The organism is Marinagarivorans cellulosilyticus (assembly GCF_021655555.1).
Classification (GTDB): domain Bacteria; phylum Pseudomonadota; class Gammaproteobacteria; order Pseudomonadales; family Cellvibrionaceae; genus Marinagarivorans; species Marinagarivorans cellulosilyticus.
The window spans coordinates 1125243-1145845 of the sequence record NZ_AP023086.1 but is presented as its reverse complement, the minus strand read 5'-3'; the positions used below and the strand labels follow the sequence as shown (position 1 = coordinate 1145845).

Sequence of the window (20603 nt, the reverse complement as noted above, 5' to 3'; positions counted from 1 at the left end):
GGTTAGCCCTCCACTTCAATGCGGGTTAAGTTGTTGCGAAGCAATGGGCCATACTCGTATTTGCCAGGGCAAACAAAAGTACACAATGCCAAATCTTCTTCGTCCAACTCTAAAGCACCCAACTTTTGCGCAACTTCGGTATCGCCAACAATAACGGCGCGCAACAATTGTGTGGGCAGAATATCCAACGGCATAACCTTCTCGTACGCGCCTACGGGAACCATGGCACGCTCACTACCGTTGGTGCTGGTAGTAAAGTTAAAGAGTTTGTTGGTCAGTTTGGACACATAAATATTCAGTACAGAGAACTTATCTACACCAGGACGCAAGTAATGGATCATTTCGCGTTCACGGCCTTCAAGCAGCACGCTCACTTGGTTGTGGTAGCGCCCTAAAAAGCTCAATACGCTTTTAGCTGTTCGACCACCAAATACAGAACCACTCACAAGACGGTTTTCACCAGCTTTTAAGCGGCCAGCGGTAAGCTCTTCTAAGTTAGCGCCTAGGCGGGTGCGCACAAGGCAAGGCTTGTCCACTTGCGGGCCCGCAACGGCCACAACGCGCTCTACATTAAGTTTACCGGTTGTGAACAACTCACCTACTGCAATCACATCTTGGTAGCCAATAGTCCATACCGTTTTATTGGCACTGACAGGGTCAAGGTAGTGAATGTGCGTACCGGCATTACCGGCAGGGTGAACACCAGAAAAAGTTTCGTACTGCAAATTGCTAGCATTACCTTTAGGAATATTGGCGCCGTCTGCATGGCAAACAAATACCTTGCCTTCGGTTAGCTTACTCAGCACTTCCAAGCCTTGGGTAAAGGCTTCTGGTTTTTCAGCAATAATAACCGCAGGATCAGCCGCCAATGGGTTGGTATCCATCGCGGTAACAAAAACAGACGATGGTGCCGAATCTATTGCAGGCACCTTACTAAAGGGGCGCGTGCGCAATGCGGTCCACAAACCTGAAGCAACCAAAGTCTCAACCACTTTTTCACGTTTAAGTGAAGGCAGTTGATCGGCACTGTAGTGGGCAAAAATCTCAGCGTCGTCGCCTTCAACATCAATCACAATGGATTGAAAAACACGACGTTCGCCACGATTAATTGCAGCAACGGTTCCAGAAGCTGGTGACGTGTATATAACACCAGGCGTCTTTTTATCGGAAAAAAGCTCTTGTCCGAGTTTGACCTTGTCGCCGACCTGCACAGCCATAGTGGGTTTCATACCGTGGTAATCAAACCCAATAACTGCAACAGAGCGTACTTTAGGACCATCCTCAATGGACTGCTGGGGCTTGCCAGCAATTGGCAAGTCCAGCCCTTGACGGATTTTTCTCATACGTCTTTGCCTAAGTTAAAGTTAAAGTTAAAAATGGATAAAACGTGTTGGTTTAAGTCGCCCACCAAGCGCCAAAAACCGAAAATATTGGCCAAATTAACAGCACGAGCGCAGTTAGGCCTTAACCCGCGAGCTAAAACCAAATTGCGCTAAATGCTTTGAATTGCCCGTCTTACGGGACTTTTGCAGCACTATTAATCAGTGACTGTCTCAATGTGAGCCGGCCTTAGCTCCAAAAAATCGCGCTAATTATAGAGATCAGACGCCATAAACTCCAGCGTTGATCACGAGTTTCCGCCTCCAATCTTGCCGCTGCATAGGTTAAAGCGCACACCGACAAGCAATTTTCCGTGCCACAGCCCTACCCATCACCAGCTCACCGTTTAAAGCTCAATAACTAAGACCACACTACAAAGGTAGTCAACGTGACACAAACTTCACTATTTCGTGACACTTTTGTGAGGATTGCCTACCACGTTAACTGACACACTCCCACCGCCAAGCGCCAAAACAAACGTCCAATCAATATAGCGCCGGTAAATTCCAACAACCACGGGAGTCATATATGAACAACTTTTATAGTCGTCCACTCAGGCCGGCCTACTTTGCTGGCAGTCTATTCGCTTTAACCGCAATACTTTCGGCCTGTAGTTCTAGCGACAAGGAAACACCGCAAACCTCATCCAGCGCAACCACATCTTCTAGCACAGCGATGATCGACAATGGCTTTGAAGCCAGCATCAGCGATTTTATTGACTACCCAACTTGGGCGGTTGCTGACTACGCCATTGGCAATAGCAACCTAGGCCTTAAAGGTGCGCACCAAGGCGATGACGACAATTACACCCGCAAAACCTTTATGAACACCACAGCCGCTAACAGCAGCGGTGAGTTTGCTCAAGGCTCTATTATTGTTAAAGAAACATTCACCTACACCATGACGAGTAACGGTTGGGAAAAAAGCCTTGCAGCAGACGGTGGCTTATTGGGCATGGTAAAACGCGGCGGCGATTTTAATAGCGACCACGGTGGCTGGGAGTGGTTTATGCTCGCAGGCGATCTATCCTCGGTTGTTGCACAAGGCAGCGACCTAATGAATGGCGCCTGCAACGCTTGCCATAGTGTGGCCGAGCAACAAGGCGGCATGGACTATTCATTTCCTAAACCCACAGAATATATTGCTACCGATGCCCTCTTTGCCAATTACCAAAGCTGGGACATGATCGAATTCACCGCAGAGCCACATGCCAAACTCGGCGGCGCCCACCTAAACAGCGATACACCACCATTGCGGCGCATATTCCAAAAGCAATTATTAGCCAACCCTACAGATGCCGGCGACATGGGCTACCCAATCGGCACTGTGCTGGTGAAAGATGTCTCGGTCGATAACAACATCGAGCAAGTGGTTGCCATGGTTAAACGCGGTGGCGACTTTAACCCCGATAACGGCGGCTGGGAGTGGTTTATGTTGGACCCCAACGACTACAGCATATTAATGGACGATCAAAACATGCCCGTGCGCGGCGCCGATCTGCTCGGTGGTGCCTGTAACAGTTGCCACGGCCTAGCCACTGACGATTTAGGCGCAGACTACGTCTTTAAACACCAACATGCTCCGTTTAATACCGATACCACCGGGCAGTACGTTGCCAATAAAGCCTCCTTTATGGGCTACACCAACTGGACACTCACCGACTATGCACTCGGCGTAAGCAACCCCTTTATTGGTGGCGCGCACCAAGGCAGCAACTCAGAATTTGCACGCGCTGTTTTTCAAAATGAAAAAGCGGGCATGTTAAGTGGCGACGAATACCCTATGGGCACCGTTATTATTAAAGAAACATTCACCACCAACAATGGCGACAAAGTGTTTGCAGAAATGGGCGGCGTTTTAGCTATGGTAAAACGCGGCGGCGAATACAACCCCGATCACAATGGCTGGGAGTGGTTAATGTTAAGCCCTACTGGCGATATTGCTGCACGCTCGGCCACCCTAATGAACGGCAATTGCAACGCTTGCCACAGTAAAGGCGTCGAGGATTTTGGCACAGATTACACTTTCAACAAGCCCAGCGAATATGTCGCCACCATTGCCGATTTTGACGATTATAAAAACTGGACACAGATTGGCACCAATACCGGAAACAATCCTGCCAATGGCGGCGCGCACGATGTCAACAGCGTACGAAAAACCTACAAAAAACAAGCAACCGCAAGCCCTTACTTCGAAGCCGACGGCTATCCAATAGGGACCACCATTCTTAAAGAGCTTACTGTCGACGATCAAGTCACTCAGCTATACGGCATGGTAAAACGCGGCGGCGACTTTAATAGCGCCAACGGTAACTGGGAGTGGTTTTTACTGGCAAACGACGGTAGTGCAATTACCACACGCGGCGCTGATGTAGGCGGTGGAATTTGTAATGTCTGCCACGGCAAAGCCGGATTAATGGGCGATGATGTAGACGCTAGTTTTATGGGCAAAGACTATGTGTTCTATCACGATGATGACCCTGTCCCCATGCCAATAAGTGCTATGGCAATGTAAATACCGCCACAAACTTACCGCATAAAAACCAGCGCTTGCGCTGGTTTTTATGCCCCCTTAAATAGTCGTGCGGTGCGAAACACATAGCGACTACGTACATAAATTTTCGTGATTCAACCGCAGCTTTTAGATTCATAACATCGCACATCATAAGCTCACGTTAGCGGCGGTAACGCTCGCCCAGCAGTGCGGTAGCCTCAGCAGGCGGCATGGGTCTGGCAATAAAATACCCTTGCCCATAGTCACACCCGTAAGACTTCAGCACCTCTAGCTGCTGCTTCGTTTCGATGCCTTCAGCTACAACCAACATACGTAAATTATGCGCCAGCGTAATTGTAGAGCGCACAATCTCACGAGCATTGCCATTCTTCTGATTCGCCTCCGTTAGTGCATTAACGAAAGAGCGATCGATTTTGAGCGCCTGCGCAGGTAGTTTATCCAAGTAGCTGAGCGAGGAGTAACCGGTACCAAAGTCATCAATCGCCAGTTTGATACCACGCTGGAGCAACGCCTCCAAAACGCCGTCCACATCTTCGGTGTAATCTAATAAAGCTGATTCGGTAATCTCAAACTCAATACGCCGAGGGTCAGCCCCCGTAGCTTTAAAAACCTCGTCAATACGCTCTAAAAAATCCACCCGCGCCAATTGAATGGGCGATAAATTCACCGCTATGGATGGCAGGTTCGCTTCGCCAAATTTCTTGCGCCATTGCTGCATCTGTGTGCACGCCAGCTCCAAAACCCATAGCCCTATTTCACAAATCGCTCCAGAAGCCTCAGCCATTGCAATAAATGTATCCGGTGGCACTTGCCCGCGCTCTGGATGATTCCAGCGCAGTAAAACTTCAAAACCAATGGTGTCACAAGAGTTAAGCAGAATAATCGGCTGATACACTACGCTGAATTGCTTGCGGGCAAGGGCCTGCTTTAAGTCAGACTCCAACGCCGCCAAATCTAAAGTTTGCTGCAGAATATCTTGATCAAACTCTTGGTAACGTCCGCGTCCGCGCTCTTTAGCTCGCTGCATTGCGATGCTGGCATTGCGTAAAACTTGCGCGGGGTCATCATAGTGTTGATCAACAATAAAAAAACCGACACTAACACTGAAGACTAAGCGTACCTGATCAATAACCTGCGGTTTTTTTAGCTCAGATACAATCGCACCAGCCAAAGCAACAACCTTCTCGCGATCTACAGCCGCTTCAAGTACCACAACAAACTCATCACTGCCCATACGCGTGACTCGCGCAGCGTCACCACAAACGTTTTCTAGGGTTTGCCCTGCTGCAATTAACAGTTTGTCGCCAATGTGATGGCCGTTGCTGTCGTTGATTTTACGGAACTGATCGCCCCCCACAAATAAAACAGCAAAAGGCTGCGGTGACTTATCTAACTGTTCCAGTAAGTCATGCAAGTGTTGTAGTAACCAAGCGCGATTATGCAAGCCGGTGAGCGAGTCATGGTAAGCAATAAAAGAAACTTTCGCTTCCGACTCCCTGCGCTCCTCAACTTCCGCCAATAGCTCTTGCGTACGCTGGGCCACGCGTTGCTCGAGCTGAGTATTCAACTGTGCAATAGAGCGATTTGCGGTAACAAGCTTAGTGGTTTGTTGATTAACTAAAACCTCCAACTTACGCTGATGTTTATTGTTTAATCTTAGGCGCACGACACTAAACGCGTACATAACCGTTATGAAAAGTACCGCATATAGCCCATAAATCCATGGCGTTTGCCACCAGGCTGGCATAATGGTGATAGCCAAATCACGAGTACTGCCAGCCCAGACACCGTCGTTGTTGGACGCCATTACCTGTAATGTATAGTCACCTGGTTTAAGGCTGTTGTATTGTACGCGGCGCACATCACTTCCCACTGCTATCCAATCTTCGTGCAAGCCCTGCAACCGGTATCGATATTGATTGTGCGACGGAGAAACCAAACCAGTTGCCGCAAAGCCAATCGTTATGCGGTCTGTCGAGCTGGGTAATACGAGCGTGCCAACAGTATCGAGGCTTTGCGCAAGGTAGGGCGAAACTCCCACTTGCTGCACCACATTATTAACCGTCATATCGGTAAAATAAATGCTAGGTGCAAATTCGTTGTGCGGCAAAAACAAAGGGTCAAAATAGCTAAAACCCGTAGTGGTACCCACATAAATCCGACCATCGGGGGCGCCATAATGACCGCGGCGCGAGAACTGAGCTCCAGCCAAACCATCCTTTTTATTGAATAGCTCCACACTTTTATTGGCCGGGTCAAAACGTGCCAAGCCATTGCGCGTAGTTACCCATAAAAAATCAAGGCTGTCTTGCTCGATCCCTTGAATATGGTTGTCTGGTAAGCCGTCATCGGTCGTATATCGCGTCATGGCGAGGCTTTTGGGGTTATAACGTACAAGGCCGTTTTCACAGGCCAGCCACAGCATTCCATCCTTATCCAGATGCATATTAAACACCGCGCCGCAGCTTCCAAGCTCCAAAGCGCTAAAGGTGCCCGTGGCTGGTGAATACTTATCAACGCCAGCGTAACCCGCAACCCAATAGTCGCCACTCCCATCTGCCAGTATGTCATTCACATAATCATTACGCATACCGCTGGGGCCGCCTACCGAAAATATTTTCGACTCACCTGAATGCATGTCATAAACCTGTAAACCTAGGCTGACGATCCCAAAGAGCACGTATTTCCCGTCCGCAAGCACCCTAAATACGTGATTGCTGGCAAGCGGTTGGTCTTGGTCCGTACCAGCGTCCTGCATCATGCGCTGTGCATCGCCCGTTTTGGGGTTAAAGCGGCTTATACCGCCCCCCCAAGTACCGAGCCACAGCATCCCGGTAGCATCTTCGGCGATGTCCAACACGGTATCGGAGCTAATACTGTTAGGGTCGCCTGGCTGGTGACGATAATGGATAAAGTCGTGCGTACGCGGATCGAACCGGTTTAAGCCACCACCGTCTGTGCCTAACCAAATAAAGCCATCTTTGTCTTCATGTATAGCTGTGACACTATTAAATGAAAGCGAATTATCGGTATCGACGCTGTGTTGAAACGAGGTAAATTTATGCAGGTGTGGGCTGATTCTATAGATGCCATGATTAAACGATGTAAACCACAGATGTCCTTCGGCATCTTGCTGAATATGGATAATTGCCGATGGCGGAAAACGATAGGCATCGTTTTGCGAAGCAGGAAAATGCTCAAAGGTGTCGGACTCAACCCAGTAGCGATATACGCCTTGTTTATTAGTGCCTATCCAAAGGTTGCCATCGCGATCTTTGGCCATGGACGACAATGCTTTTGAACCCAGCCCTTCTGGGTTATTGAGCTCTGCCTGAATATGCCGCGTCTCACCATTAGCGGGGTTTACTGCAATTAGCCCCTTTTCGGTGGCAAGCCAAACCCTACCGAACTTATCTTCCTCGATGCCGATGATTATCGCTTTATTGCCCACAGCAGAAACGCTAAAGACTTCTTCGCTCTCAAGGGTGCTCACATTAAACGCAAGGAGTCCGCGGTTGGTCGCTAGCCAAATAACATTAGCATTGCTACTTGGTGCTATGTGATAAACCGATAATTCCTGCCCTTGCTCAATGAACAGCCGGTCTGTGACCTGCCCAGTTGCAACATCAAAACGCAACAAACCAAAACGATCGCCGCCAAGCCACAGCGCCCCTGTCGAGTCCTCCCAAATACTGGAGATAAATTTGTAATCGGTTACCGGGTAACGGGTAAAGCTTTCACGCTCTGGGTGATAACGGTGAAGTACATTACCGGCAACCCACACGGTGCCATCGCTATCATTAAACAGCGCCCGAACATTTTTGGAGAACAAACTGGCTTTATCGCTGGGCTTGGGAGCAAACGTCTTAAATGTATAGCCGTCGTATCGGCGCACACCTTCATCGGAGGCAACCCATAAAAAACCGTCGCGGTCACGCAAGGAGCCCCAAGTTAGCTCATGGCGATACTCACCTTGCAAATGCAAAGGGTGCACACGCATGGCAGTCGCTGCAGTCGAAAACCCGCTCAATAAAAAAACAGTCGCTAAAATACAGAGTATGAGTTTCATCCCGATTCGTATTCCACGCAGTTTCTACCGTTTTGCTTTGCTTGATATAAAGCATTATCAGCACGCTTTAACGCTGTCGAAAATTCTTCATTAAGCGCCATACTCGTTACGCCAATGCTCACACTAATATGCCGTTGGCTGTCGCCATTAAAAGTGCACTGCAGAGCAAGCCGGCGCAGTTTCTCGGCAACAAATTTGATACCTTCGGGTGATTGGCTACCCAAAACCACCACAAACTCCTCACCACCAAGGCGTGCAAGAATGTCCTGCTCACGCAAATTCATCGACAATAGCGAAGCGAAAGTTTTCAAAACTTTATCGCCTAAATCGTGGCCGTACTGGTCGTTTAAGTGCTTGAAGTGATCAATATCCATTAGCAACACACCCAGCCCGCTTAACCCTTCGGTTTTTTGCAACGCATCCAAACGCCCCTTTAAACCCGCGCGATTATAAATCCCCGTTAACGGGTCGGTATTGGCGATTGTTTCGAGTTGCTTATTCTCCTCTGCAAGCATTCGCTGCTTTTCTTCAACTTGGCGAATATTTTCACGATTGCGCTGAGCAATGCGGTACAGTTGGTAGAACCTCACCACCCCTTCAAGTAAAAACACTGACATCCAAAAGCCAATCACGATAGTGAGCAGCGCCTCAGTTTTTACCCAGCGTCCCACTACGGCTACTTGATCGATTTGTACTCGGTGCTCGCCCGGCTCGACAAGGTCCACGCCAATATCAGTAACAGAGTCAAATTCTAGCTGGGTTTCGTGCCAATTAGCCTTTCTTTCACGCAGCCACCACCATGCCACATCGAACTCATCGAACTTCACATGCAGAGGTTTCAATGCATCACCAACCGGCAGTGTCATAGACATCACTTTTGTGCTGCCGCTATTTTCGACGCTCAGGTAAGCAGGGTTGTAGTTGCGTACATAAATACGCAAGCGCGTTGCGGGGCCACTGTAGTCCAGCGAAATTTCTAGCGCATCAAAGTCATTAAAATTTTCACCGGAGGGATCCGCTTCTGTATTTAATTGCAGCGACCAACCGCAGCCATAAGGGTCAGTCTTTTTGTAATCACAGGCCCATTTTTGAGCGGCCTGATCTTGCCAATAGCCAGTTATCCCCAAATCGCGGTCGGTATAACCATAAAGGCTTGTTGAAACCTGCCCCGCTGGCAATAACACCAACCGCTTTAGCGGCAGAAAATAGTGACCGATAAACAGAATTGCCGTTGCAGCCAATAGGATGTAGCTGACCTTTCGATAGCCACGTAGAAATTTTTTGTTGTTAATATCAAGGCGCATAGGCAACAGTATTCCTCGTGGATTTTGCCTTATACAAAGCCTTGTCCGCGCGCTGACATAACAAATCAAACGGCTCACCGGAGCGCGCTTGGGCCACTCCAATACTGACAGTCACTGGTAGCTGCTTATCTTTCACAAAAAGATGCGCCGCCACACGTTGCCGCAGCTTTTCTGCCATCGCCGCCAGCTTATCTTCCGCTAGCGTGCCCACCACCAAAACAAACTCCTCACCGCCCCAGCGTGCAAACGTATCCTCGCTACGTATTGACGACATCATTAAGGATGAGAACTCCTGCAAAACCACATCTCCTGCGTCGTGGCCATAGGTGTCGTTCAGTTTTTTAAAGTGGTCAATATCAAACACCAGCAAGCCAGTGCCCATCGGCAGCGCCCCGCCACCAAACTGGTGACGAAGTCGCTGCGATAAACCATGGCGATTGTAAACTTGAGTAAGAGGGTCGGTTTGAGAAAGGTTAGTTAATAACTCTTTTTCCTCTTCTAGCTCCAATGCTCCGCCAATTAGCCCCTCTAATTGCTGCTGCTCGTGACGATAAGCCCGTTGTAACCCTAAATAACGCCAACCGGCTTCAAACAGTAAATACACCGCCCAAATAACCGCAATGGCCAGAAGAAAGCTTTCGGTTCGCACGCGCTCGCCTACAAGGTCAATTCTATCGATGCGAATCCGGTGTACACCCTGCCCTTCTGCATCGAAAGCAAACTGCGTTAGATGACGAAAACTTGGCCCCGCTAGCGCTCTAGGTGGGTTTTGATCCACCGTCCACCACTCGCCAACACTAAACTCCTCAAAACGAACAAACCTTTCTCCAGTACGCAGCACTTCAGTATCTAGGTACATTGACATGGGCTTTGGCATGGAGGCATAAGCCAATAACTCAGGCGCAGAATCCACAACGTTCAAACGCAGGTAAGGTGCGCGGCCCTCGTAATGAACTTTAACAATCAGCCCGTCATATTCGCTGGCATCAACACCAAGGGGGGGATTGTTGCACAACGTAATTTCCACTTGCTCGGTCACATTCTCAGTCACGCTACCCACACGACAGCTAGCCTCGTTTTCCCACCCCCAGCCATCGCCATCAGGGTCTCTCTCGGGGCTGACACACGTAGGGGCTTCAGGAGAATCTTCACCGCCACTTGCGGCAATACAGCTTTGGTCATTTTCCCAGCTCCAGCCATCGCCGTCAGGGTCACTTTCGAGCGAACCGCAAATAGGCTCCCCTGTCACCGCCCGATTTGTTCCAGGCACTACAACGACACACTTATTGCCGCCTTCTACTCCCCAACCATCGCCGTCAGGGTCTGCTAATTCACTCAGGCACCGGGTGAGCGTTTCATTTTTAGGGGGGGGGCGCAACTTCCGGGCACGGCTCAACATCCTCGCTCTGCAAATCAATGGATATGCCGCACGGAATAATATAGCGCCCAGGCAACTCGCATCGCGCGGATGTGTGGGACGAATCTAGCCAGTATTCTTCACCGTCTTGCTCTTTGGTTTGCGGACCATAAACGTTCACTTCAACATTATCAGACGGAAATACATTAAAGACTTTAGGCGGTATAAGCGGCTTCCCTGCAATTGCAAAGACCGTAAGCAGCGCTAAAACAAATCGAATGCTGGTGAATCGGCTAGACATTCTTTTTCCCGAGCGATAGCTCGACGGCGTATCGCGGCATCAGTTAACAGCTTAATCAGTGACATAGGTGTATTCGGTGAGTATAGAACACGGCTTACAAAAACAGCGGGGTAGGAAAAGTTAGTGCTAACAAGCAACCACAATAGTCTTAAAATTATTGGGCTATTACCTAATCGCATAAAAACAGGCAGCCATTTTGGCAATCACCCGCGCTTGGTCTAATATGGTTTAACAGCATGGAGTACACGATTGCTCAATACGCTCTGAAGACAGGCGCTCGGTAACCTTAACGTGATTTCACCCATATCAGCCATCGGCACACCCCAGCTAAAACATCGTAGGGCTAACATGCGTAGCCGAACTCATCGGGGCGCTGCCAAAAAAATTCGGCACTTTTTGTACTTAATGTTTGCGATGGCACTCGCAGGCTGCGGCCCTAGTAATCCAGCGGAAACAACTGATAACCCAGCTAAAAAAAGTAGTACGCAGATGCCAGCGGCTGCCAACTGCCAGAAGCGCCCTGCACCATCCCCTGTACGCACCTTAAGTTACATAACCCGTGAAGATAAGCAGGTTTACCTGCGCGGATTTAACATCGCTTGGTTCCAATTCGCACAAGACTTCGATGGCGATCTCGACGAAAAACAATTGCGTAAAGTACTGCGCGACACGCAAGATGCTGGCGCCAACAGCCTGCGCTGGTGGTTGCACGTCGACGGCTCCAGCACCCCACAATGGGGGATGGTGCACAACCAACGTCTAGTGACAGGGCCCGGAGGAAATACCATCGAAAACTTTCGCCGCGCTTTGGACATAGCGGCAGAGTATAAGGTGTACATTGTTCCCTCTTTGTGGTCCTTCGATATGCTACGAGACAATGCATTTCGACGCCCACCCAATCGCGACAACTATCGGCTACTCACAGAAGACGTGGTACTCAAGTCGTATCTCAACAATGCATTGATCCCCTTGGTACAAGCACTCAACAATCACCCTCAATTGTTCGCGTGGGAATTGTTTAACGAACCAGAGATCATGGCAGAGTCTTGGTTTCCCTCTAGCAAAGATTTTTATGGTGGGCCAACGCCCAGCCTAAACCAATTGCAGCGGGTGCAAGGTTTAATGGCAGCGGCGATTCATGAAACGGCGCACGCTATGGGCCAAACCGCCTTAGTGACTACCGGCAGCAAGTCTTTAGGGAAATACAACTCCGATGTGGCCGGCGGCAAGAACTTGTATCGCGATGACCGCCTAATTAATGCAGCAGATGGTAATTGCGCGGCGACGCTCGACTTTTACGCGCCGCATTACTACAACAACGAAGGCCGCCAAGGTAAATGGTCCCCCTTCCATCACCCCGCCAGCCACTGGGGGCTAGACAAGCCCATTGTGATCGGCGAGTTTCACGTCGACCGCCCACTTGACGCACTCAACAACCGTATTGAAGCAACACAACTCTGCCGACGCCTTGTTGGTAATGGCTACGCTGGCGGGTGGTCTTGGCAGTGGAACAAGTATCACGAAGCAGCAATAGCTTGCGAAAAAGCCATTCCTGCGAACAATATAATTCCTACGGGCAATGTAGTTCCTACAGGCAATATAAGTCCCACAGGCAAAGTAATTCCTAAAAGCAAAGCAACTTTAAACAAAACGCAGTAGCACCATGGTCGCCAACCTATTAGCGGCCGTGGCAGCCCCCCCCTGTATTGCGCCCCAAGCATGCCGATAATTAATTATCGGGCTCAGCCTTAGCAACCAGAAAGCCTACCCCAGCATCGCCACGTTTTTGGCTTGCCATATTTCATCATAATCATTCCCAGAAGCATCATAACAACTCCCCAAGATGGCCAGAATTTAACGTTTTAATAACACCATACATCGCAAACACAGCACCTTGCGATGTCACTAAAACTGTTAATCCCACTTATCATTTTGGAGCGTCACCATGAACATGCGTAAATTACCTGCTGCTATTGCCATCGTTACTGCATTAACCACCATGAGCTCGCAAGCCTTTGCGGCCCGCAGCGAAAACCAGCAAGCCTGGCTGGAAGGCGGCACAGTAAGTACTGCCGCTATTGCAGGCGCCGCTGCCGGTGGGCCGCTGGGTTTTATGGTAGGTGGCGTGGTCGGCATGCTGTTGGCAGACCAAACCCGCAAAGGCAATAACGCCGAGCTGGCCTTAGAAGAAACGCAAAACCATATGACGCAGCTAAATCAAGAATTAACCGAATTAAACAGCGAGATAGCCGTAAAAGAATTAACTATTGCCGCGCTAGAACAAAAAACTATCGACAAGCTCGCCCTGCAAGTGCTTTTTAATACCGGTGAAGACAGCCTAAACGAGCACGATTTAGCCCGCGTCGAAATTTTAGCGCAGCACTTGCGCAACAACAGCGACTTAATCATTAACTTAAGTGGCCACACAGACCCAAGAGGCACCGATGAATACAACAATGTGCTAGCCGCCGAACGCGCTAACGCCGTTAAAAATGCGTTGGTATTTTTTGGTGTAAACGATTCACGCATTATTACGCAAGGCCTTGGCGCCAGCCTTTCTACCGCGCAAAAAGGCCAGTACGAGCAATACGCCCGCGACCGCCGCGTAGATATTGAAGTACTCAACCGGCGCAATGCACCAGTAGCTGCGATTGAGAATATCGCACCTTAATTTTTCGCCTATTCTCCGACATCCTCGGACTTTGGCCCTGCTTGCAGGGCCTTTTTTATTCGGAGCTATTCAAAGCCTAAATAACAGCCCACCTCAAACGCATCGGGCTTACCTTCTTCGTTCCCAAAAAAGCACACATCCTCGCGCTCGTCACCCTCGATAAAGCCCACAACAAAATCACATTTAAACTTTTTTGCAATTTTGTAAAACTCATTTAAAGGTGGAATTAACTGTTTAGCCGCTTTAATTTGCATTTCAATGCCCAGCTGAAACTCGGCTTCTTCGCTGGCTTCCACATGCACTAACGTCGCATGCGGGTTATCTTCACCAACCCACTGACTAACGGCCGCTACCGCATCGGCTTCGTTGTCCTCAAATTCGGGCTGGTCGACCATAATATAAATTTGCATAGTATTACCTTTTAATCCCGATAAATTGTTTCAATAAGGTGAAAGCCAAACTGGGTTTTAATGGGGCCATGTACGGTAAGCACAGGCTTTTTAAACACCACCTGATCAAATGCTTTTACCATTTGGCCTGGGCCAAACTCGCCTAAATTACCGCCCTGTTTAGCCGAGCTACAAGTAGAATGCTTTTTCGCCATTTCGCCAAAATCTGCACCACGGGCAATTTGTTGCTTTATTTTCTCGGCTTCGGCTTTGGTTTTTACAAGAATATGTCTAGCGCATGCTGTTGGCATAAGGAGCCTTATGTTTCGTTAAATAAATAAAATTAATCGATTTGGCGCCGGACCTTATTTAGGGTTAAGCGCAACAAACTCGACAAGCTTTCTGACCAATGGCTTCATAAAAAACTTGTCTTCAGGAATAACATCAATGGGGATATTCAGCTCGTCTAAACGCTGCGCCACAATTGGGCCAATAGCCGCTATGTGAATATTTTTAAGAGCAGTAATCACTTCTGCTTCGCGCTGCTCGCTTTTAGCCACGGTTAAAATACGCTTCACCTGCACAACACTAGTCAGTACAAGTACGTCTAACTCAGCCGCAATAAGCTGGTCTAAAAGCCGCGAAACCTGTGACGACTCCACATCAGACGCATACACATAAGGCGCAACAATAGAAATATCCGCCCCTTTTCCCTTCAAGTACGATTGCAGCTTCTCGTTGGGCTCCTCGCCGTATAGCTGTACCGCTATGCGCCGGCCGGTTAAATCTTCGGGCATTAATGTTTCAATAACACCGTCGGTTGTTGGCGCCGCCGCTAGCACATCGGGCTTGAGCTTATGCGGCCTAAGCGCACTGGCCGGCTTTGGCCCGCGCGCAATTTTACGCACACGCCCCAAGGCTGCAATCCAGTCGTTTAGCATCCCAAAGCGCTCGGCAAAGCCCGTTAACCGGCGAATACCCTCGCCAGTTAAAATAATTAAGTCGTCAAAAGGGGTAGAGCAAAACAGCGTTAGCCACGCTTTAATAGCCGCTTCGTCGGGGCAATCGTGAATAGAAACCAGCGGGCAACGCAGTGTGCTTGCCCCACGCACCACCAGCATATCGTTTAGCACATCAAGCTGGCGCGACTCAGGCACCGCCACCCGCCAACCGGCAAGAGGTAATTCGTCTGTCATGGCATATACCCATATAAAATCTGTGCCGGCATTTTATCGGGTTTATGGCCCCGCGAATACCAGCGCTGCCGCTTGCGGTTAAATCCACAAACGTAAGGTGGGCTCGCCATAGACCAATAGACTCAGCATCAAAGGTACGCACCATTGCATTGCCCATGAGCCGATCAGCAGCATAAACAAAATACTGCCTTGCGCCCAACACGCGATAAAAATCGCCACTGTCTTGGCTACCTAGCCCCCCAAATTCCCGAATGCCGATCCACGACTCCAGCTCCTCGCTTCTCGACTCCACTGCAAGCATGCATTAGCATGCCCGCATCTAGCCACTAAGCGCCTACCATGCCTGCAATATCCAGTACGCTTTTTTATCAGTACGACGAATACGGCCCCGTTAAAGTGATTGACGATGGCAACCATCGCCGTCTTTCTTTTGGTGCCGACGATTTTCAAAGCTGCATGGTAAAAGAGGCGCCACTGCAACTGCAGTTTGATTATTTACGGGCAATGGTGCTAGCAACATTACTACAGCCATCAACACACCCGAATGCAATAAACCCAAACGAGGTGCTACTACTGGGGTTAGGGGCCGGCTCGCTTGCGCGCTTTTTATACGCCTACTTTCCTGCAATGCAGGTATCGGTCGTAGAGCTGCGGCAGCTTGTTATTAGCGTTGCCAGCCGATTCTTCGAGCTGCCAGACAGCCCTCGCTTAGAGGTAATACAAGACAACGCCGCCGATTTTCTCGCTTACGACAACAACCACTACGCCTTAGTGATGAGCGACATTTACACAGAAGAAGGGGTAGATCACGCGCAATTATCCGAAGGCTACATCAACGCCTGCAAAGCAAGGCTAAAGCCCAACGGCTGGCTTGTGTTAAATTGCTGGTATGAACACAAAGGCCGCGCATCACTTGCTCAAGCACTTAGGCAAGCTTTTACCCAGCTATACTGCTGCCATACGCAAAGCGGCAACTGGGTTATATTTGCTAGCAACGCCACTAAACCCATCGATATTAAAGCGTTAATCAACGAAGCCAAAAATCTAAGCGCGCACGCAGGGTTTTCACTGCATGCCATTGCCCGCAAACTTCAAAAATTCTAACGCAACCAGGGCCAGCCAGGTAATGAACACATCCAAAGATCCGCTCCACGGCAAGACCTTACAAACTATTGTAGAGCAGCTGCAAGCGCACTACGGTTGGCAAGGGCTCAACGACCGCATAAGCATTCGCTGCTTTGGTGTCGACCCTTCGGTAAAATCGAGCTTAAAGTTTTTACGCAAAACACCTTGGGCCCGCGAAAAAGTAGAAGCCCTATATATTAAATCGCTAAAAATAAAAAGTTTTAGCCGCGATGCCGAGTAACCCTTTAATGAAAACAATGAATAATTCGCGCGCCGATAGCTTAATTATTTTCGATTTCGAAACCACCGGCCTTTCGCCCAACCAAGGGGACCGCACCATTGAAATAGGCGCGGTAAAATTAGAACAGGGCGAAATTTCCGATAGTTTTCAAGCATTAATGAACCCGGGCATGCGCATTAATAGTTTTATTGAGGGTTACACCGGCATCACTAACGACATGCTCGCTAGCGCCGCGCCCTGCTCCGATGTAATGATTGAGTTTTACCGCTTTATGGGCAACAGCAATTTAATTGCCCATAACGCGTCTTTCGATAAACGCTTTTTAGAATCTGAATTTGCCCGCTGCGCGCTGCCACTTAATGGCGATGTTGGCTGCTCGCTGCTTTTAGCAAAACGCGTATTCCAAGACGCCGGCAGTTATAAGCTCAGCCACCTTATCGAATACGCCAACATTGCCGGCTCCGGCGACTATCACCGCGCCCTATACGACGCCGAAATGACAGCCAAGTTATGGCTAGCCATGCTAGAGCATATTCAAGAGGCCTACGGTATTTTCGACATTCCCTACGCGTTAATTAAAAAGCTCACCAAAACGCCCAAAAAATCGGTGGCGGCATTGCTGCAAAAAATATCCGAAGAGGCCTAAGGGCTAAGCCCGCAGCAGCTATGTGAATATTTCACAATTTAGCCGGTATTATTCAACAGAAGCTAATAGCTCAACCAACCATACTCTTCCCCACTGCATGGACATTGCTAAAACGCAAAATTCGCACGGGGAAGCACGATGGACAATCACACATTGCATGTATGGGTTCGGGCCAGCGAAAGCGTTTTTTCGCCCGAGCGGGTTGAGCATCACCACGATAGCGCTCCAGCAAGCGAGCCGCTATCGCGCGCCGTTCCGCCAGCTGTTATTGGTTATTGGCTCGATATTCAAAACGTGAAAGGCAATGTTATTTACCGGCGTTTTATTCACCATTTGCCCCACAACCTCGGCTTAACGTGGGCGGGCTGGTCTTACCGGCAACGCGCCAAGGCAGCCTATGTTATTAAACTGCCCGCGCTAGAAGCCGCGCATCACATCGTACTGTATGAGCAAAAAATAACATCGCCGCACCAGCATCGCCCCACTTTACACTGCCACTTCAACTTAACATTACAAGCCTCGCTGCATACTAATCAACAACACAATCAGTGCGCCTAGTATGGCAACGGCAATCGACAGTGTAATTTACCAATTCTTAGGGAAGCTTTTTAATATTCGTATTTTTTTGCAGTCCATTTCAATGTACCCGCCTATTACTAACTCTTTCATAACGCGGCTAACCATTTCGCGTGAAGCGCCAACCATATTGGCAATGGATTGGTGAGTAAGCTTGGGCGCATTATCGCTGGTATCTTGGCATAAGCGCTCTAATGTATGCGCTACGCGACCATATACATCCAACAGCGCCATATCTTTTACGTTAGAGGTTAAATCGCGAATACGCGATACCAGTTCAACAATTAATATGTCGTACAAAGGGGGATGTTCTTGCAAAAACGAGCGAAAGGCTTCACGCGAAATAGTCAGTAGCTGACTGTCTTGCGCCACCCGAGCCGAAGCCGAGCGCGGCTGCCTGTCCAGCAGCGAAAGCTCGCCAAAATAATCGCCTTCGCTCATGTAATTTAGCACCAGCTGTCGGCCGTCGTCGTCATCGGTATACACGCACACTAAACCGCTTTGTACAATATAGAGTTGTCCCGTATCATCCCCTTCCATAAAAAGAATTGAGTTCTTTGGATACTTTCGTAACGTCGAAACTTGCTCCAGCTTTGCCAAGCAATCGGCTGGGATTTGTGAAAACAAACTTATTTTTTCTAGCATAGGCCGCATCTCTGATGGGTTTACGTATTTTGGCCATCCTGAACGGTGTGGATCCATAAAAATGACGTATCTTGCGACAAATTCACAACAAATAACACCCAAAAACACATCGCGTTACTTTTGCTTGTTGTTGGCTGTCGCATCTATTGCGCTATTTAGCCTTACGCCGCTTGCAGGCCACATCGAAAAACGCACCAGTTTACCCGCACTTTTTTATTGGCGCGGGCCAATTCCTGCCCCTAACGATGTGATTATTGTAGGCCTTAATTCCAGTGCTGCCGAACGCATGGGGCTTTCGCGCCATAGCCACAACTGGCCCCGCACACTGTACGCACAATTATTAAACAAACTGACTAAAGCAAACGCCAAAATAGTTGTGTTTGATGTTGCATTTAAAGCACCGCGTAGCGAAGAGGAAGACAGCCAACTAGAAGCCGCAATAGCCAACAATGCCAAGGTATTGTTATACACCTACCTAAAACGGCACCAAGTCGCGCTAGCTAACGGCCTTGTAGATATTGAACAACCGGTACCGCCACTGCCGCGCTTTGCTCAACATGCACTTGCCGTAGGCCACTTTACACTGCCTAAAGCCGCGCACAACATTACCCATACCTCGCTTTTCGAAGAACTAGGCGCAGGCCCGCAACCAAGCCAACCCTTGTTAGCCGCGCTGGCATTAATTCCCCCGCAACCGCTCGAAAGCAAAAGCACCCTAAACGAACGCGCACAACAGCTTTACCAGCACACATTAAAAACAGTACCGCCCACCAGCCGCCTCCCCCATAAAACAAACAAACGTTTAGTTGAATTAATAGCTCGCAAAACACCCATGATTATTAATTACTTTGGTGGCGCACAAACGTTTCAACAAATGGATATTGACAAAGCGCTGGCATTATCGCCGGCCGACTTCGCTCAGGCCTATCAAGACAAAACTGTTTATATCGGCTACCTAGAAACCCATCAAACCGAACAACAAGACGCCTACAGCACGGTTTACACCAGCGACACCGGTGTTGATATTAGCGGAGTCGAAATATCGGCAACGGTTTTTAGCAATATTATTCAGGGTAACGACATCCGCACCCTGCCCCGCTGGGCCGGCGCCATTATTGGTTTATTATTCTGCGTCATCGGTTTTGGCATTATTTATAAGCGCTTAATGTTTCACCTTATTATTCAAGGCTTAACCGTTAGCATTTACCTTATAGCCTGTTATTACACCTTTAGCCTGCAACACTACGCACTACCTATAACAGTGCCATTATTAGCGCTTTTTTTAGGTAACCTTTTACAACTGCAGCGCCAGTTTTACTTTAACCGCAAACGCCTAAACCATATTCGCTATGCACTCACCCAATACCTGCCGCAAGAAGCCGCCAATGCGCTCAGCAAAAACATCAACACACTCGAAAAACAGCACACGCTAGTACATGGCGTAGTATTAATGACCGACATAAAAGGCTATACGACATTATCTGAAACCCTGCCACCGGTCGAACTCCACCGGCTAATGAATGGCTACTACAAAGAACTTATAGGCGCAGTGCAAAACAACGGCGGCACCATAGGCAATATCGTCGGCGATAGCCTAATGGCCATGTGGACAGGGCCAAAAATTGATACCGCCATGTGCCAACAAGCCATGCAGGCCGTGCTAGACATACAACAAGCCATCACAAACACCCCCGCATTCGCCAGCCAGCTACCTACCTGCAGCGCACTGCACGGCGGCCAATTTTCACTCGGTAACTTAGGTGCCCAAGGTCATTTCGAATATTCCCCGGTCGGGGATATTATTAATACGGTGTCGCGTATCGAGCACTTTAACCGCGAGCTGGGGACGGAGTTTTTGTTTTCGCAGGCCATTGCCGAGCAGCTCACAACTGCCTCTACACCACACATCAAGTTAAAACTTGGCGAGTTTGCGCTGCGCAACAAAAGCGAAAAAACATCTCTTTATACACTTATTAACGACACCCAGAATAAAGAACTAACCCAGCAAGACATGCAGCACTTATCCATAGCGCTCACCAAAATAGAGCTAGGGGACTACATTGGTGCAAACAACAACCTAAAACTCATACAACTTCCAGCCCTGGCGGGCGTTTGTGAATTTTATGCCCGCCAGTATCAACAACCCAAAACTCAACCGGACTAAAGCTTTTAGACCAGTTCACTTTCAA

At 49.0% G+C, this 20603-nt stretch carries 18 protein-coding genes; 8 read left to right on the top strand and 10 right to left on the bottom strand.

Features of this window, described 5'->3' with window-relative positions; translation table 11 throughout:
- Positions 1 to 2: 2 nt before the first annotated feature.
- Positions 3 to 1343 carry a Na(+)-translocating NADH-quinone reductase subunit A gene (locus tag MARGE09_RS04535; protein ID WP_236986166.1) on the bottom strand — a complete coding sequence of 447 codons (1341 nt, stop codon included), beginning with the start codon at positions 1341 to 1343 and terminating at the stop codon, positions 3 to 5.
- A 565-nt stretch (positions 1344 to 1908) separates the two neighbouring features.
- Here MARGE09_RS04535 and MARGE09_RS04530 point away from each other — a divergent pair.
- Positions 1909 to 3894, top strand: a complete 1986-nt coding sequence (locus MARGE09_RS04530) for a cytochrome P460 family protein (protein WP_236986165.1) — start codon at positions 1909 to 1911, stop codon at positions 3892 to 3894.
- Between the two features lie 160 nt (positions 3895 to 4054).
- Here the strand turns inward: MARGE09_RS04530 and MARGE09_RS04525 are convergent, their stop codons facing one another.
- From MARGE09_RS04525 to MARGE09_RS04510, 4 genes are read right to left on the bottom strand one after another with little or no spacing between them, the layout of a single operon-like run.
- Positions 4055 to 7963, bottom strand: coding sequence for an EAL domain-containing protein (locus MARGE09_RS04525; RefSeq protein ID WP_236986164.1), 3909 nt, complete (start codon positions 7961 to 7963; stop codon positions 4055 to 4057).
- The gene (locus tag MARGE09_RS04520) at positions 7960 to 9267 is read right to left on the bottom strand and encodes a GGDEF domain-containing protein (RefSeq protein WP_236986163.1); all 1308 of its coding nucleotides are present in this window, start codon (positions 9265 to 9267) and stop codon (positions 7960 to 7962) included. Before MARGE09_RS04520 ends, MARGE09_RS04525 begins: the two co-directional genes overlap by 4 nt.
- On the bottom strand, positions 9257 to 10666 hold the full coding sequence (locus MARGE09_RS04515; RefSeq protein WP_236986162.1) for a diguanylate cyclase: 1410 nt from the start codon (positions 10664 to 10666) through the stop codon (positions 9257 to 9259). Before MARGE09_RS04515 ends, MARGE09_RS04520 begins: the two co-directional genes overlap by 11 nt.
- On the bottom strand, positions 10629 to 10925 hold the full coding sequence (locus MARGE09_RS04510) for a hypothetical protein (protein ID WP_236986161.1): 297 nt from the start codon (positions 10923 to 10925) through the stop codon (positions 10629 to 10631). Before MARGE09_RS04510 ends, MARGE09_RS04515 begins: the two co-directional genes overlap by 38 nt.
- A 348-nt stretch (positions 10926 to 11273) precedes the next feature.
- Here MARGE09_RS04510 and MARGE09_RS04505 point away from each other — a divergent pair, with 348 nt between their 5' ends.
- Both MARGE09_RS04505 and MARGE09_RS04500 read left to right on the top strand, forming a co-directional pair.
- Positions 11274 to 12584 (top strand): cellulase family glycosylhydrolase, encoded by a 1311-nt coding sequence (locus MARGE09_RS04505; protein ID WP_236986160.1) that lies wholly within the window; start codon positions 11274 to 11276, stop codon positions 12582 to 12584.
- Positions 12585 to 12870: 286 nt separating this feature from the next.
- The gene (locus tag MARGE09_RS04500; RefSeq protein ID WP_236986159.1) at positions 12871 to 13596 is read left to right on the top strand and encodes an OmpA family protein; all 726 of its coding nucleotides are present in this window, start codon (positions 12871 to 12873) and stop codon (positions 13594 to 13596) included.
- Between the two features lie 65 nt (positions 13597 to 13661).
- Here the strand turns inward: MARGE09_RS04500 and MARGE09_RS04495 are convergent, their stop codons facing one another.
- Genes MARGE09_RS04495 through MARGE09_RS04480 form a run of 4 tightly spaced genes read right to left on the bottom strand, consistent with a single transcriptional unit; the run spans position 13662 to position 15473 of the window.
- Positions 13662 to 14006: a hypothetical protein gene (locus MARGE09_RS04495; protein WP_236986158.1), complete on the bottom strand. Its 345-nt coding sequence runs from the start codon at positions 14004 to 14006 to the stop codon at positions 13662 to 13664.
- An 11-nt stretch (positions 14007 to 14017) separates the two neighbouring features.
- A complete protein-coding gene (locus MARGE09_RS04490) occupies positions 14018 to 14296 on the bottom strand; it encodes a peptidylprolyl isomerase (protein ID WP_236986157.1) in 279 nt (92 codons plus the stop codon).
- Positions 14297 to 14350: 54 nt separating this feature from the next.
- Entirely contained in the window at positions 14351 to 15181 is an 831-nt protein-coding gene (locus MARGE09_RS04485) for a uroporphyrinogen-III synthase (protein WP_236986156.1), read from the bottom strand.
- Complete coding sequence (locus tag MARGE09_RS04480; protein WP_236986155.1) at positions 15135 to 15473, bottom strand: hypothetical protein; 339 nt, start codon at positions 15471 to 15473, stop codon at positions 15135 to 15137. Before MARGE09_RS04480 ends, MARGE09_RS04485 begins: the two co-directional genes overlap by 47 nt.
- 47 nt (positions 15474 to 15520) lie before the next feature.
- Here MARGE09_RS04480 and MARGE09_RS04475 point away from each other — a divergent pair, with 47 nt between their 5' ends.
- The 4 genes from MARGE09_RS04475 to MARGE09_RS04460 all read left to right on the top strand — a co-directional run bounded on the left by MARGE09_RS04475 (position 15521) and on the right by MARGE09_RS04460 (position 17751).
- The gene (locus tag MARGE09_RS04475) at positions 15521 to 16285 is read left to right on the top strand and encodes a spermine/spermidine synthase domain-containing protein (protein ID WP_236986154.1); all 765 of its coding nucleotides are present in this window, start codon (positions 15521 to 15523) and stop codon (positions 16283 to 16285) included.
- A gap of 22 nt (positions 16286 to 16307) precedes the next feature.
- A complete protein-coding gene (locus tag MARGE09_RS04470; RefSeq protein WP_236986153.1) occupies positions 16308 to 16547 on the top strand; it encodes a VF530 family protein in 240 nt (79 codons plus the stop codon).
- Positions 16537 to 17193, top strand: a complete 657-nt coding sequence (locus MARGE09_RS04465) for a 3'-5' exonuclease (RefSeq protein ID WP_236986152.1) — start codon at positions 16537 to 16539, stop codon at positions 17191 to 17193. The genes MARGE09_RS04470 and MARGE09_RS04465 overlap by 11 nt, the downstream gene beginning before the upstream one ends.
- Before the next feature lie 138 nt (positions 17194 to 17331).
- Positions 17332 to 17751, top strand: coding sequence for a hypothetical protein (locus tag MARGE09_RS04460; RefSeq protein WP_236986151.1), 420 nt, complete (start codon positions 17332 to 17334; stop codon positions 17749 to 17751).
- 27 nt (positions 17752 to 17778) lie between these two features.
- Here the strand turns inward: MARGE09_RS04460 and MARGE09_RS04455 are convergent, their stop codons facing one another.
- The gene (locus MARGE09_RS04455; RefSeq protein WP_236986150.1) at positions 17779 to 18414 is read right to left on the bottom strand and encodes a Crp/Fnr family transcriptional regulator; all 636 of its coding nucleotides are present in this window, start codon (positions 18412 to 18414) and stop codon (positions 17779 to 17781) included.
- A 61-nt stretch (positions 18415 to 18475) separates the two neighbouring features.
- On the opposite strand from MARGE09_RS04455, the gene MARGE09_RS04450 reads away from it, so the two are divergent.
- Positions 18476 to 20578 carry a CHASE2 domain-containing protein gene (locus MARGE09_RS04450; protein WP_236986149.1) on the top strand — a complete coding sequence of 701 codons (2103 nt, stop codon included), beginning with the start codon at positions 18476 to 18478 and terminating at the stop codon, positions 20576 to 20578.
- Positions 20579 to 20603 lie beyond the last annotated feature (25 nt).